Origin of the sequence: Rhabdobacter roseus (assembly GCF_014202275.1) — a bacterium.
Lineage (GTDB): Bacteria > Bacteroidota > Bacteroidia > Cytophagales > Spirosomataceae > Rhabdobacter > Rhabdobacter roseus.
In genome coordinates, this window is sequence record NZ_JACHGF010000001.1 from 607,264 (window position 1) to 622,322 (window position 15,059).

The window sequence follows — 15,059 nt, forward strand, 5'->3', positions numbered from 1 at the left end:
TAAACTACCTGAATACTATGAAAAATCTACTTTTGCTCGCCGTCGTGGCCTTACTGGCCCTAACTCCCGCTTTTGCCCAAAACGAAAAGTACCTTCAGGCCATGACCGCCGCGCTGCAGACTTTTCAGCAGCAGACCTCCGGCGAGCCCGACGCGGCGGCCATGCAGGAGCTGGCTAACCGCTTTGAGCGCATCGGTGCCGCTGAACCCAACGAGTGGTTGCCGCGCTACTACGCCGCCTATGCCTACGGTACGTTGGGTTTTTCGGGCGATAACCTGCGGACCAAGGACCAGTACCTCGACAAAGCCGATGCTCTCCTGAAAGAAGCCGAGCGCATTCCTTCCCAACAGGCCGACGAGCTGGCCGTGATGAAAGCGTACATAACCCAGGCGCGCCTGGCCGCCGACCCCATGTCCCGCTGGCAAACCTACGGCGCGCAGTTTGGCGAGTACCTGGCCATTGCCAAGAAAAGCAACGCCAACAACCCGCGGATTTACTACCTGGAGGGTACCAATCTGTTTTATACGCCCGAGGAGTACGGCGGAGGAAAGAAAGCGGCCAAGCCCCTTTTTGAAAAAGCGATGGAAAAATACGCCCACTTCCAGCCCGCCAGTACCTTGCATCCGCAGTGGGGAAAAGAACATACGCGTTGGTTTATGGAGCAATGCAATCAGTAAATGGGCAGCCTGCCAAGTACCCCCGCTCAGTCTCGGAAAGAATTTCCTAACTTAGCGACCGGATTTTTCCGGCCCCGGAAAGTAAAGCAGCGCCGCATGAACCGTGAGCAGTTACTCGATCTACTGAAGAACAACCAGCAACCCCTGCGGATGAGGGCTTCGTCGCTGTCTAATTTTGACTTCAGCGGGATGGATCTAACGGGTGCCGACCTGAGTTTTTCTAACCTGGAGCGAGCCAACTTCAACGGCGCTATTCTGCGTAACGCCACCATTCGGGCCGCCGCGCTGAACCGGGCTTCGTTTCGCAATGCCGATTTGACCAACGCCGACCTGAGCTTTAGCAGCCTGATGGACGCCGACCTGACCGGGGCCAAAATCGATGGCATTAATTTTAGTTTTTCGGCCCGCGAAAAATCGTTTGACTGGGAAGATTTCAGCCTGGTCGGGCTCATCCAGAGCCAGAGTTGGGTAGGTACTTTGGTGGCCATTATCCTGGGTGCCATCATGCTCTATGGGTTCAATGCCATCGTTTTTTTTACCGCCGAAATCTATTTTACTTCCGAGCCCATACGGGCGGGTCTTTACCAGTTTCTGACGGTACAAAATATCACCGCCGGGGTACTTACGGTGGTACTTACGCAGGCCATGAGCCTGTGGCTGGAACCCTTCATTCGGCGAGAAGCCCTGCAATACCTGGTCTTGTCGGTGACTATCCTGGTCTTTAATCAAGTCGTAAATGCGGGCATCTATTTTCTGTTCGGAAAAGAGATGGTGGATCAATTTGTGATCCAGTACCCCAATGAAGCCGGCCAAAAAGTACCCTGGTACTGGTACATGATCGGGCCGGTGCTGGTAGCCAATGCGATCTACTACCTGGGCAAGCGCGGCAAACAGCTCTCGCGCAAGATGTCGGATCAGGAAGTGCAACTCCTCAACCTGGAAAAGCTAAAAACCCGGGCGGAGCTGGACGCGCTCCAGGCGCGCATTAATCCTCATTTTTTGTATAATTCCCTCAATAGCATCGCCAGCCTGGTCCACGAAGACCCCGACAAAGCCGAGGAAATGACCCTACTGCTTTCGAAGCTCTTTCGCTACACGACCGGCCGCAGAAACGACGACTATTTTGACAGCATTGAGCACGAATTGGAAATGGTCGCTACCTACCTGAAAGTAGAGCAGGTACGTTTTGGCGCGCGGCTGGAGTTTGCGGTGGAAGTAAAAGACCCGACGCTGAACGAGCTCCGGATCCCGAAGTTTCTGCTGCAGCCCATCGTAGAGAATGCCGTCAAGCACGGCATCAGCAAACTACCCGAGCAGGGCTGCATTCGGGTGCAGATCTACGAGCAGGAAGGCTGCCTGCACCTGTGCGTCTACGACAACGGCCCGGCCTTCCCCGACACCATGAACGCTGGCTACGGCCTGCGGAGTATCCAGGACAAGCTCCGACTGCTCTACCAGGAAGATGCCCTCGTGGAGCTTCACAATGCTCCTCAGAAGTACCTTTGCGTGAAGATCAAGAAGCAGCGGCTCACCGAGCCGCCGGGCGCGGGTACTTAGGCCAAGGTACCTAGGCCGAGAACTACCTTTGTAACTATTGAAATAGCCCGTAAAGTACCTGGTATGAATTTTCCCCTCACCACCATCCTGATCGACGATGAGCCCCTGGCCCTGAAGCGCCTGCGGCGCCTGCTCGAAAAGTACCCCGAGACGTTTGCCATTGTGGCGGAGGCCCAAAACGGGGCCCAAGGCCTGGTGGCGATCGAAGCCCACCGGCCCGACCTCATCTTTCTGGACATCGAAATGCCCGTGCTGAACGGATTCGAAATGCTGGCGCATGTGCAGCTGATGCCGCTGGTGGTGTTCTCTACGGCCTACGACCAGTACGCCATCAGGGCCTTCGAAGAAAATTCTCTGGACTACCTCCTGAAGCCCATCGAGAACGACCGCCTGCTCAAAACAATAGAAAAGCTACGCAGGCGCGTAGAAGCCGACAAAGGTACCCAGCCGCAGGGCGTGAATCCTTACGCAGAGAGCCTGGCCCGGCTGCTGGAAGAAATGAAGCCCAAAAAAAAGATGTTTTCGCTGTCGGTAAAGTCCGGCGATCGCATCCTGCTCATTCCGCTTACGGACATCTCCCACTTCGAAGCGGAAGAAAAGTACGTATTCTTAAGTACCCTGGAAGGACAAAAGTACCTGCTTTCCTACACCCTTACCAGCCTGGAAGAAAAGCTTCCGGAGCACTTCGTCCGCATCAGCCGGTCCATCATCCTTAATGTGCACCATATTCAGGAAGTGCAAAAGTATTTTAACGGAAAGTACCTCATTAGTATGCGCGACAAAAAAGCCTCTCAGCTCCAAACCGGCAGCTCCTACACGGATTCGGTTCGGCGCCTGCTCGATTTGTAAGACCTCCTCCCAACGAATTGATTTTGAAGAGGTCATTCTTCTTCCTAAATTGCACCCTGTTTCACCCTAAGTAAGGTATTTGCATTGTATACATCCTTTCTTTGTCGTCACTTGACCCGCCAACCGCTTCGTCTGGTGAAGGGAATCGACCTGGTGCCTCCGTGGGTAAAGATCATGGTACTGTTAAAAAATGTTAAAAGAGTCCTGCGGTAATGAAAGAACTCATTGATTCGAGCAATCTACCCAAACACATTGCCGTTATCATGGACGGAAACGGGCGGTGGGCTCAGAAACAGGGAGCTGCGCGTATATTTGGGCATCGAAATGCCATCAAGGCCGTTCGGGAGGTAACCGAAGGCTGTGCGGAGTTAGGCGTGGAATACCTAACCCTTTATGCTTTTTCAACCGAAAACTGGGCTCGCCCTAAATTTGAAGTACAGGCCTTGATGGAGCTTCTGGTGCATACTATTCGCGAAGAGCTACCTACTTTACAGAAAAACAACGTACGCCTGGACTCCATTGGGGAGCTAAACAGCCTACCGGCCAACTGCCGGCGAGAACTGCAGGAAGCTACCGAGCGCACACGTACCAACACCGGGCTCAACCTGGTGCTGGCGTTGGGGTACAGCGGGAAGTGGGATATTATTCAGGCCACCCGCCAACTGGCCCAGGAAGTAAAGGAAGGTACTTTGCTACCCGAAGAGATTGACGAAAAGCGATTGAACGAGCGACTGGCCACGCAGGGCCGACCCGACGTAGACCTCATGCTGCGTACCGGTGGTGACCATCGCATCAGTAATTTCCTTCTTTGGCAGCTTGCTTACGCCGAGTTGTACATCTATGATGAAGTATTTTGGCCCGATTTCCGTAAACCCCATTTATACCAGGCTATTGTAGCCTACCAGCAGCGAGAGCGCCGCTTTGGCAAAACCAGCGATCAGGTGAAAGTAGGTGGTATATAAAAACGATATGAATTCTGTGAAAACATTTCTCCTAAGTAAAGCTTCCTACCGTTGGGCTCCGCTTGTCCTCTTGATGAGCCTAACCATCTCGGCCCAGGCGCAGCGTATCGGTTTGGGTGGCTCCGGCCGAACGACCCCCGCCAAGTCCGATACGGATTTTAGCTACGCCAACCCCAAGGAATACGAAATCGCCGAGGTGACGGTATCAGGTACCCAGTTCCTGGACCCGAACTCCATGATTTCCATTTCGGGCCTTCGGGCCGGGGATAAAATTCGGGTGCCGGGCCAGGCGGTGACGTCCTCCATCAAAAAAATGATGGACTTCGGTACTTTGGATGATGTCGAGATTCTGGCTACCAAGGTAGAAGGCGAGAAAATCTGGCTCAATATTCATATCAAAGAAAGGCCGCGCTTGTACAAAGTGACGTTCGCGGGTATCCGCAAAGGCGAGCGGGAAACGCTGAACGATAAAGTGAAGCTGATCAAAGGCCGGGTAATTACCCCCACGGTCATCAAGAACACCCAGCTGGTGATCAAGAAATTTTACATGGATAAGGGTTTTTACAACACCAAGGTAAAAGTGGTGCAGATACCGGACTCGACCCGTGGACAGGCTACGCTCAACTTTACTATAGATAAGGGAAGTAAAGTAAAAATTCAGCAGATAGATATTCAGGGCAACGAAGCCATTGCGGATAGCAAGCTCAAAAGAAAGCTAAAAGGGACCAAAGAAAAGAAGCTGTGGCACCTGTTTACGCCGTCGAAGTTCATTCCGAAAAAGTACGAGGAAGATAAAGAAAAGCTGATCGCTTTCTACCGCAAGAATGGCTACCGGGACGCTACCATTGAGTTTGATACCGTGCGGGACGCCGGCAACGAAATGTTGAGCATCGTGTTGAAAATTGACGAAGGCCCCAAGTACTACTACCGCAACATTAGCTGGGAGGGCAACTACCTCCATCCCTCCGAAAAACTCAACCGGATTCTGGGACTGGAAAAAGGAGATGTGTACAATCCCGAAGAGCTGGATAAAAAACTGAACGGGATTCCGGGCGGTGACGTGAGCTCCATCTACATGGACGATGGGTACCTGTACTTTCGGGTGAATCCTATCGAGAAAGCGGTAGAAGGAGATTCAATCGACATCGAGCTGCGGATTTATGAAGGAAAGCAGGCGACCATCAACCGCATCATGCTGAACGGAAACACCAAGACCAGCGACCGCGTGGTACTTCGGGAGCTATTTACGCTGCCGGGCCAAAAATTTAGCAAAACGGAGCTGATCAACACCCAGCGCCAGCTATCCCAAATGGGGTACTTTGATCCCGAGAAAATCCAGATCAACCCGATTCCGAACCAGGGAGACGGTACCGTGGACATTGAATATACCGTAGAAGAAAAACCCTCGGATCAGATTGAGCTCTCTGGCGGTTGGGGAGGGTACATTGGGTTTGTAGGTACCTTGGGGCTGGTGTTCAATAACTTCTCCATTCGCAACATCCCCAACCGCTCCACCTGGCGGCCATTGCCCTCAGGCGACGGGCAGAAGCTCGCCCTGCGTTTTCAGGCCAACGGGCGGCAGTTTCAGACCTACTCGCTTTCGTTTAGCGAGCCGTGGTTTGGCGGGAAGAAACCCATCAACTTTGGCGTAGCCCTGACCCGGACGGTCTACCGAATCAGCGACATCAACTCCTTTTACACGACGGGGAGTACGGCCAGCCTGAATAATTTTCTAGGCTCTTACTATAACAATGGGATCACCTTTTCGCTGGGGCGTCGCCTCCAAGTACCCGATCGCTTCATGGTACTTAGCCACTCGCTCTCGTTGCAGCGCTACCGCCTGGAGGACCTTGACTTTTTCAACATTGGCTACCGGAACGGCCGCTCGACCAACGTGACGTTTAACACCACGCTGTCGCGCAATACCCTCGATCAGCTACAATACCCGCGTAGCGGTTCGTCGATCGCTTTGAGTGGTACTTTTACGCCTCCTTACTCGGTACTGCGCCAGAACGGCTCCAGCGATTCGCAGGACAAGTTCAAGCTGGTGGAATACCACAAATGGATGTTTGATGGTACCTGGTACGCTTCCATTACTGGGAAACTCGTTGTGAGTGCCCGGGCGCACATGGGCTTCCTGGGTAGGTACAACAAAGATACGGAGATCAGTCCCTTCGGGCGGTTCATTGTGGGGGGCTCGGGCTTAGCCGGACAAGGGGCCTTTGCCCTGGCCGATCAGGATATTGTGGGTCTGCGCGGCTACGAAGATCGGAAAGTGGGTCCTCTCAACCAGAGTGGTAACCTTACCGGCGGTGGTGGGGTCGTTTATAACAAATTCGTCACCGAGCTGCGTTATCCCGTATCGCTCAACCCTCAGGCTACCATTTTTGTCCTTGGCTTCCTGGAAGGTGGAAACAACTGGGGTAACTACCGGGAGTTTAATCCCTTTGATTTGAAGCGCTCGGCAGGGGTTGGAGCCCGGATATTCATGCCAGCGTTCGGTTTATTAGGGATCGACTGGGGGTACGGATTTGACCGAATCCAGGGTGCCAGTCAGCGCAGTGGTGGGCAATTCCACTTTACCATCGGGCAGCAAATTCGATAATAATGCCGAAGGCTGTTCGTTATGTGTGCAAAAAAACGGTCTCCTCGCATGAATAAGTTCTTTATTTTAGTACTTTTGCCGTTCGTTTTACCGGGAATGGCTCAGGCTCAGAAATTTGGGTACGTGGACATGGCGTTCATCACCAGTAAAATGCCCGAATATCAGAAAGCCAAAGCCGAAATGAACCAGTTTTCGGAAAAATGGGCCAAAGAGATCCAGGACAAGTTTGCGGAGATAGACCGGTTGCAACGAGCCTTCATGGCCGAAGAAATATTGCTCACGGATGATTTGAAGCGCAAGCGCCAAAGCGAGATTAAAGAAAAGGAAATAGAGGCTCGCGAGTATAACAGCCGCGTGTTTGGAATGGACGGAATGGTGTTTGAGAAAAAAAAGGAGTTGATGAAACCCATTCTGGAAAGAGTACAACGGGCCGTAGACAAAGTGTGCGCCCAGCGTCGGCTTAATTTCCTTTTTGATAAATCCAGTGACGCCGTGCTGATCTACACGGACCCCCGCCACGACTACACCGAGTACGTCATGGAAGAGCTGGGCATTGACCTTAAAGCTGCCGTTGCTCAGCCCGTTAATGACCCCAGTAAACAAAGTAGCACAACCAAAAAACCTAAATAATTTTTATACAATGAAAAACAAGTTAAGTGCCTTGCTAGTGGTTTTAGCCATGGTAAGTACCCCTCTGCTGGCTCAAACTACGCCTACTACTGCCACACCCACTAAGATTGGCTATACCAATGTAGATTTTATATTGGAAGCTCTCCCTGATAGCAAAAAAATGCAAAATGAGCTGGAAGTAACGAAGGCTCAGCTGGATAAAGCGCTCCAAGATAAGTACAAGGAGTTTCAGGAGAAGCTGGATATTTATAACAAAGGAGCCAACAACATGTCGGACGTGATCCGGGCTGATAAGGAGAAAGAGCTCCAGAACCTGCAAACCAGCATTCAGGAGTTCCAGCGCAACTCAGAGCAGTCGTTCCAGAACAAGTACCAGCAGCTGTTACAACCCGTACTGGCCAAAATCAACGACGCCATTCAGGCGGTAGGGAAAGAAAATGGTTTCCTCTACATCCTGGATTCAGGCTCGGGTGGCGGTTCGCCCACGATTCTGTACGTTGGTTCGGAAGATTATAACGCCACGGATCTGATTCTTAAAAAAATGGGGGTTGATCCTAAAGCCGCCGCCCAGCAACAACCTGCTGCTACTACGCCGGCTTCGACAACAACACCTGCTAAGACGACAACAACTCCTCCTAAAAAATAAGGTACCTGAGAGTAGATGTCTTTGCGCAAGCGGGACTGGTCTAGCACCAGTCCCGCTTCTTTTTTATAGCTACTCCGGCACAAACAGGCATGCTCCTGATCTTCATCAGGATGGTAAGCTCGGGCTAGCGTCAAACCTCAGCGAGATTGATGTTCGGAGTCTCAAAGGTCAAAACTATGCGCTACGCGGTAGTACTAAACGAACTTTAGACAGTTGATTAAGGTAGTAGTAGTGTAGATTCAAAAATCTATATACGTTTTTGCTGAAAAGATTTATAGGCAAAGACCAGGTTTGACACAGAACCTATTTGCCAAAAGAGCAACTACCTTTGTGGAATAGTGATAAGATTCTTGAAGAAGGTACCTGGTTTATGTGCGTTCTTTAAATAGTACAAAATGGCTCGGAGGGTATCAACTTAGGTATAGCCCACAAAAAAATGAGGAGTATCATCCAGAGGGGCATACGGGAATTAGTAATTTTGCGTTTAGATCATTAGTATTCCGCGAATACTTCAATTAACAGAAATCAAAAGTCTATGTATTTCAACAAAAGACTCTGTTCACTGCTATCATTAGTACTGGGATTAATGCTACATCCGGTATGGGCCCAGGATGCATCATCTCAGTCGGCAGGCCTGCAGCTGATCTTGCCCGAGCAACTGGATTGGAATATCCTGGAAGAAGGGCAGGAGATCACGGTTGAATTAAAGGCAAAAGGAGGGAAGGGAGATATTGTATGGTTTACAATGCCTAAGGGCCGCCAAAAGGGAATGATATTTGATTCCTTGGGGCTTTTGAAGTGGACACCTTCTTACGATATTGCCGATCGGATCAATACCGTTAAATCGGTGCCGGTCGTTTTTGAAGTTCGTAACAACGCGGGTGAAACGGCCTACCAGCAGGTCGTTTTTAAGATTATACACGTCAACCGCCCGCCAGAGGTAGATGAGCTGCGTCCATTTTACGTACAATACAAGACGCTCAATACCTACCAGATTGACATGAACGCGGTACGTGATCCCGATAGCGATCCCATCGTGTTTGTTCCCGTAGCCGAACAAATGCCCGAAGGCATGAAAATCAGCGCCGCCGGAGAAGTAACCTGGGACCCCTCGCTCAAGCAATTTAATTTTTTGAAAGAGGGCGCACGCTACATTGAGTTTTACGTCGAGGATCAGCCTACGAAGGCTCGTACCAAGGGCCGCCTTAAAGTAGAGGCCACCACCCTGGACCTGGAGCCCGAGATCACGATTGTACCGAAGGATCTGGCCTATCGGATTAATGAGAATAGTACGGTAAATATCAAGTTTTTCTTGTCGGACCCTAATGGGGATGACGATATAGCCACGTTTGATTTTATCTCAGAAAACAGGAATGTTCCGGCCAGTGCGCTTAGAAAGAATACATCGACCAGCTACGAGTTTATTTGGCAGCCCGACTATGATTTTGTAAGAGACCCGCACGACACGCTTTCTTTCAATATTGTTTTTTACGTACTGGATAAATCCCAGAACCGGAAAGAGCGTAAGATCCGTTTTACTGTAAAGAATACCGTCAATGAGGCCCTGCGTGATCAGTATCAGTACTCGTTGTACCGAGGTGCTTTGGTGAATGCCTGGGGATTGCTGGAGCAGATGCGGGAGCGGGAAGAGTACCTCAAGAAGCAGTACCGTCGTGCCAAAAAAGGAAAGCAGCACCGCTCGGTGGTGAATGCTTCACTGGGAGCCACCACGGGTCTTTCGTCCGTCATTGCGGGGCCCGATAAACCGGCCTTGAAGAACAGCATCACGGCCGTAGGCGGTACTACCGTAATGACCATAGGTACCTTGGAAGCTACCGAGGTGATTGGCAAATCGACCAAAGATTTACTGGATCGGTTTAATTACGTCATGGAGAAGAAAAGCGAATTGCAGAATAAGGGCGATATCTTCGCGCGGGAGTATGCCCTTAAATCCGCTCGCCGGAGCCCGGACTTCATTCGTAAGCTGGACGAGTTTCGGGCTTTAATGAATCTTAGGGGACTGGTGGCGCTTGAACTAGACGCCAACTGGGAAAATAAGAAGGAAGCTACGGACAAAGCCATTCAACGAAGCTTCAAAGATTTTGCTCCTCTGAACGAGGAACAGCAATAGAAAAGAAAGACCAATCCGGTCTGTACATACTCAGAAATTGACTTACCAAAAAGGAAGCTTAGAGGCTTCCTTTTTGGGTATTATCGGGGTCTTCCTGTTCATTGGCAGTAGGTACTTCGGCATCGGGACTAAGTGGCGGTGCAGGCGTGTAGTCCTCAGAAACGCCAGAGGTACCTTCGGTATCCATAACGGCCGGATTGGTATAGTCTTCGTAGTCATCAGCTTCATAGCCTTCGTCGTCCGGATGCGAAGGAGTAAAGAAGTGGCTCTGAAAGACAAGGATTATACAAACGCCAACAAATATACAGGCATCGGCAATATTAAAAATAGGCGTAGAATAGTACTGCCCGCCCCAGAGGGGTACCCAGTCGGGAATGAAGCCCTCCCAAAAATCAACAAAAATCATGTCGATTACCTGCCCGTGAAACCAGGGTGTAGAGGCCCCTTCGGTTTTGATGTTGAACCAAACCCCGTAGAAAGTACTGTCGATGACGTTGCCCACGGCCCCGGCCAAAATCATGGCCAGCGCCCACAGCAAGCCCGAGGAAGCACCCCGCCGGGCCAGATTGATAAGGTACCAGCAAATAGCCCCCATGGCTACGAGCCGAAACAGAGTCAGGAAGAGCTTGCCGTATTCGTGGCTGAGCTGCATCCCGAAGGCCATGCCCGGATTCAGAACGTAGTGCAGCTTTAGCCAGTCGCCGACCAGCGAGATTTGTCCCGAAAACCCCGGCTCCATGTAGGTATGAACCAGGATTTTGGAAGCCTGGTCCAGGCCAATCAGAAACAGGCTGAAGAGTAAATATTTGGTTGGATTTCTTGATGGATTCATTCCGGAAGCGTTTGGAAATGCGGCTCGGGAAGCTTTAGAAGTACCTGCTGAAAGTACCCTCGGAAGTTCGCCTGTGCCTGCTACTTCATTGTTTTTTGCGCTTAATGCTGTGAACAATCTCTATTAAGACTGGCGCAAAAATAGTCCTTTTATTTTAGCTTACACAGTACCTACCCCACGACGTTCCATTTCTCGCTTCACCAGCAGGAATTCGCGGCTTGTTTGGCCAGAAATAGACTTGTTCTCTTCGGCTCGGCGAAACAGGTAAGGCATTACGGCATCAATGGGCCCGTAAGGTACATACTTGGCTACGTTATAGTGCGCCTTGGCCATATTATACGAAATGTTATCGCTCATGCCGAGTAGTTGCGCAAACCAAATCCGCGGATCGTTTTCGGCAATTCCCATTTTTCGCATTTTTTGGGTACAATACTGAGAGCTATACTCGTTGTGCGTACCCAGACAAAAGGAGATCGTATCGATATGATCCAGGCTAAAATCAATTGCCGCGTTAAAATCCTGGTCGGTAGCTTCCTTGGTAGCATGAATAGGATTACGGTATTCGTTTTCCCGGGCACGGATGCGTTCTTTTTCCATGTACGCCCCCCGTACCAATTTTCCACCCAGAAAGTACCCCTTTTCGCGCGCCTTTAAATAGGCGTTTTTATAAGCGTCCAGGGTCTCGTGCCGGTAAAACTGGTAGGTATTGTATACAAGCGCCTGCTTGGTATTGTACTTCTTCATCATGGCGTACGCAAGCTCGTCGATCACGTCCTGAATCCAGCTTTCTTCGGCATCTATAAAAATACGCACCCCCAGGCTGTGTGCCTGGCTACAGAGGCGATCTACCCGCTCGCGTACCCGCTCGTAAGCTTCCTGCTCTGGGGTAGTAAGTTCAGCCTTCCGCTGTACTTTTTCCAGCAGCTCAGCAGAGCCAATGCCCGTTACTTTGAATACCGTAAAAGGAATGTGGCGGGAGCGGGCGGCTTTGTGGATGGTGTGCACTAGCTCGGCCGTTGTTTCCTCAAAAGAGGCTTCGTTATCTTCCCCCTCTACCGAGTAGTCCAGAATCGTTCCTACCTCCGATTTCCCCAAAGTAGCGATCACCGATTCGCAGTCGGCAATGGTCTCACCACCACAGAATTGTTCAAAAATAGTGCTTCGAATAAGATTTTTTATAGGTAAGCGAAGTCTTAAGGCCAACTTTATAAAAAAAGTACCTAAATTTACCAGCCATGCCTGATTCATAAGGGCAAAGAGCCAATAGGTTTTGCGAAGTTGTGAATCGGACTTGGAAGCGAAGGCCACGGAAGTGTCTTCAAAAAATACAGGTGATACGTCTTGTTGTGCTACTGAAGCCATTTGTATAGTCAGTGGTTTTTTTCAATCGAGCCAAAGATATTAACTATCTCCATAACACGCGGTATACCGAAACAGTTTATGGGAAGTCAATACCTTTATTGTTGAAACAACAAATGTACGAGAAACAATTGTATTCTCGATTCATCCCCTAGAAATCTGTGATTATTAGTCTATTTATACAAGGTTAAGTTGTTGATTATGAATGCTTCGTTAGACATCCAGCCCCTTAGTAGCTGGATAAACACCGACGGTAAACCCTTGGTGATTGCCGGGCCCTGTAGCGCCGAAACCGAGGAGCAAGTTTTAGAAACTGCCGCCCAAATCAAGGAAGAGGGATTCGCGCACGTGCTCCGGGCGGGAGTCTGGAAACCACGTACTCGTCCGGGAAGCTTTGAGGGAATGGGAGAGGCCGCACTACCCTGGCTACAAGCCGCCAAAAAAGAAACCGGGCTTCCCCTGGCCATTGAAGTGGCTAATCCACAGCACGTGGAGCTGGCCCTTAAGTATGGCGTGGATATTCTCTGGATCGGTGCCCGCACCACGGTTAATCCGTTTAACGTGCAGGAACTCGCCGACGCTCTGAAAGGCGTGGATGTACCCGTACTGGTGAAAAATCCCGTAAACCCGGATCTGCAGCTGTGGATTGGAGCGCTGGAGCGCCTCAACCAGGCGGGCGTTAAGAAATTGGGAGCCATCCACCGCGGATTTTCCAATGCGCAGGAAACGAAGTTTCGTAATTCGCCCATGTGGCAAATTGCCATTGAGCTCAAGACCCTCTTCCCCCAGCTACCCGTAATCGGTGACCCCAGCCACATGGCGGGCAAGCGCGCTTACCTCTTTGAGGTAGCCCAACGGGCTTTAGACCTTAACTATGAAGGGTTGATCATCGAGTCGCACCGCGATCCGGACAAGGCGTGGTCGGATGCGTCACAGCAGCTTACTCCTGCTGCTCTGGGCGAAATGCTACACGAGCTACACGTACGCCGCAAAGAGTACGGCAGCGAGTACCAAACCCAGCTGGAGATTATCCGTAGCAAGCTGGACAACCTCGACCGCGAGCTCCTCGAAACGCTGGCGGCGCGGATGTCGCTGGTGGAGAAAATCGCCGAGTACAAGCGCGACAACAACGTGGCTGCTTACCAGGTAGATCGCTTCCGGGAGGTACTTAATACGCGCCAGGACTGGGGTAAGAGCCTCAACCTATTCCCGACTCTGGTCGACGAGCTGTTCAAGCTGGTACACATGGAGTCGATCCGGAAGCAAACCGAAGTGATGAACCAAGTGAGTGCCTAAGTAGTACTAGCTACTTTCAGGGTACCTTTATAGTAGAAAGGCCGCATCTCCATCGGATGCGGCCTTTCTCTTTTTCTCAGAATTCAAAGAAAGGCGGCTCCAGGCCATTGAGCCGCAGGTAAACGAGCGCCTGGGCGCGGTGGTGAGCCGTGTGCATGAAAGCCCTCAAAAGCAGGTCGCGGCCTGAGTGCTGCTTCCAATAACCGTGCTCGCCGTAGCCGGTTTGGTCCAACTGGTGATCGCTGAGCTGCTCGATGATGCCGGTACAATGATCGTGGCAGCTCGCGAAGTACCCCCTGACCGTCGTTCTGGCCAGGTCGGTCGGTTCGGGCAGAGGTACTTTGTTCAGAATCATCCCCATAAAGAAGGTGTTCCAATGCGCCGTGTGCGTAAAGAGTTTTCCAAAACTCATTTGGTCGGGCGTAGGTACGTAGCCGTAGCGGTCCTCGGGCATTTTATCCAGTACTTTCAGGCTGTAGTCCTTTGTTACTTGCCAGCGGTGCCGAAAATCCCGGAGGGCATCCGTTGAACCCTGAGCAGAATTTGCCAGTACGCCAGGCGCACCGAGCAGGAGACCACCACCTGCTAGAGTAAGAAGAGCATGCTTTCGATTCATCGTTCGGTCGGCGGGAAAGGTACTTTTGGTAAAGGAAGAAAAGTACCTTTCCTACCGAAGATGCACACCGGCAAAGCGCAGACGTAGGGTACTTCTACTAAAAACAGGTACTTGCAAGTAGGCCAGAAACCGGGGGCAATACCAAGAAAGGAAGTTAAAGTGGGGAAAGGTGAGGAATATCTTCGCCGGGTAGGCTTTTCAAAGAAATACAAACATGCAAGTACCCCGTCAGGGTTGTCGATGGGTGCGCCGAGGTACTTTGTCTAATATACAAGTACTTGATTTTTAGTAGTATAAAAAGTAGTTTTGGTATAAATAGGTACTTTAAAATAGTTATTCTTGTGGGTAATCGTGGAGGTAAGAAGTACCTGCTTTTCAAACCTGCCAGGGTGGTCTGCTGTTTTATAAGCTATGCATCTTGAACTATATACTAAGCAAAAGCAATGACTCTGATCGAACGAAAACCACAAATAGTAGAAGCGTGTAAGGCGCGGCTTAACGACAGCCTGGCCGTAATTCAGGAAGACCTGCGTCGACTGCGGGATGCTGCCGCCCACAACGCCGACGAAAACATGAGCGAAAGCTACGATTCAAACCAACAGGAAATGCTCAACGATATTTCCGACCTGGAATCTCACCTGAATTTTCTGGAAGAATCTGCCGCCCTGTTTAATCGGATCGACTTCAGCAATGGGCACGAAACGGTACAGCCGGGGGCCGTGGTGTTGACCGACCGGCTTCAATTTTTGGTGGGAGTAAGCGGTGAGTTTGAGAGCGATGGCGAAAAGTTTCAGGGAATTTCCGCTTCAGCACCCATCTACGCCGAAATGAAAGGCAAGCAAGCCGGGGACACGTTTTCGATGAACGATATCAAGTACAAAATCAAAGAAGTATACTGA

Annotated in this window: 13 protein-coding genes; 10 read left to right on the top strand and 3 right to left on the bottom strand. The window is 50.8% G+C overall.

Annotated elements, in window-relative coordinates; genetic code table 11:
* Positions 1-17: 17 nt before the first annotated feature.
* The 8 genes from HNQ92_RS02610 to HNQ92_RS02645 all read left to right on the top strand — a co-directional run bounded on the left by HNQ92_RS02610 (position 18) and on the right by HNQ92_RS02645 (position 10,057).
* The gene (locus HNQ92_RS02610; protein WP_184170491.1) at positions 18-677 is read left to right on the top strand and encodes a hypothetical protein; all 660 of its coding nucleotides are present in this window, start codon (positions 18-20) and stop codon (positions 675-677) included.
* 96 nt (positions 678-773) lie between these two features.
* Positions 774-2,234: a histidine kinase gene (locus tag HNQ92_RS02615; RefSeq protein WP_184170494.1), complete on the top strand. Its 1,461-nt coding sequence runs from the start codon at positions 774-776 to the stop codon at positions 2,232-2,234.
* Positions 2,235-2,297: 63 nt separating this feature from the next.
* The gene (locus HNQ92_RS02620) at positions 2,298-3,083 is read left to right on the top strand and encodes a LytR/AlgR family response regulator transcription factor (protein WP_184170497.1); all 786 of its coding nucleotides are present in this window, start codon (positions 2,298-2,300) and stop codon (positions 3,081-3,083) included.
* A 212-nt stretch (positions 3,084-3,295) separates the two neighbouring features.
* Positions 3,296-4,045, top strand: coding sequence for an undecaprenyl pyrophosphate synthase (gene uppS / locus HNQ92_RS02625; protein WP_184170500.1), 750 nt, complete (start codon positions 3,296-3,298; stop codon positions 4,043-4,045).
* A 7-nt stretch (positions 4,046-4,052) separates the two neighbouring features.
* The gene (bamA, locus tag HNQ92_RS02630) at positions 4,053-6,650 is read left to right on the top strand and encodes an outer membrane protein assembly factor BamA (protein ID WP_184170503.1); all 2,598 of its coding nucleotides are present in this window, start codon (positions 4,053-4,055) and stop codon (positions 6,648-6,650) included.
* 48 nt (positions 6,651-6,698) lie between these two features.
* A complete protein-coding gene (locus tag HNQ92_RS02635) occupies positions 6,699-7,280 on the top strand; it encodes an OmpH/Skp family outer membrane protein (protein WP_184170506.1) in 582 nt (193 codons plus the stop codon).
* 10 nt (positions 7,281-7,290) lie between these two features.
* The gene (locus HNQ92_RS02640) at positions 7,291-7,926 is read left to right on the top strand and encodes an OmpH/Skp family outer membrane protein (RefSeq protein WP_184170509.1); all 636 of its coding nucleotides are present in this window, start codon (positions 7,291-7,293) and stop codon (positions 7,924-7,926) included.
* Positions 7,927-8,512: 586 nt separating this feature from the next.
* On the top strand, positions 8,513-10,057 hold the full coding sequence (locus HNQ92_RS02645; RefSeq protein WP_184170512.1) for a hypothetical protein: 1,545 nt from the start codon (positions 8,513-8,515) through the stop codon (positions 10,055-10,057).
* A 58-nt stretch (positions 10,058-10,115) separates the two neighbouring features.
* Here HNQ92_RS02645 and HNQ92_RS02650 read toward each other — a convergent pair whose 3' ends face one another.
* Together HNQ92_RS02650 and HNQ92_RS02655 are read right to left on the bottom strand one after the other, a co-directional pair.
* Positions 10,116-10,889: a lipoprotein signal peptidase gene (locus HNQ92_RS02650; protein ID WP_184170515.1), complete on the bottom strand. Its 774-nt coding sequence runs from the start codon at positions 10,887-10,889 to the stop codon at positions 10,116-10,118.
* Positions 10,890-11,048: 159 nt separating this feature from the next.
* Complete coding sequence (locus HNQ92_RS02655; RefSeq protein WP_184170518.1) at positions 11,049-12,251, bottom strand: proline dehydrogenase family protein; 1,203 nt, start codon at positions 12,249-12,251, stop codon at positions 11,049-11,051.
* 198 nt (positions 12,252-12,449) lie between these two features.
* On the opposite strand from HNQ92_RS02655, the gene HNQ92_RS02660 reads away from it, so the two are divergent.
* Positions 12,450-13,544 (top strand): chorismate mutase, encoded by a 1,095-nt coding sequence (locus HNQ92_RS02660; RefSeq protein WP_184170521.1) that lies wholly within the window; start codon positions 12,450-12,452, stop codon positions 13,542-13,544.
* A 76-nt stretch (positions 13,545-13,620) separates the two neighbouring features.
* On the opposite strand, the gene HNQ92_RS02665 is transcribed toward HNQ92_RS02660, so the two are convergent.
* Complete coding sequence (locus HNQ92_RS02665; protein WP_184170524.1) at positions 13,621-14,160, bottom strand: DinB family protein; 540 nt, start codon at positions 14,158-14,160, stop codon at positions 13,621-13,623.
* A 443-nt stretch (positions 14,161-14,603) separates the two neighbouring features.
* On the opposite strand from HNQ92_RS02665, the gene HNQ92_RS02670 reads away from it, so the two are divergent.
* Positions 14,604-15,059: a hypothetical protein gene (locus HNQ92_RS02670; RefSeq protein WP_184170527.1), complete on the top strand. Its 456-nt coding sequence runs from the start codon at positions 14,604-14,606 to the stop codon at positions 15,057-15,059.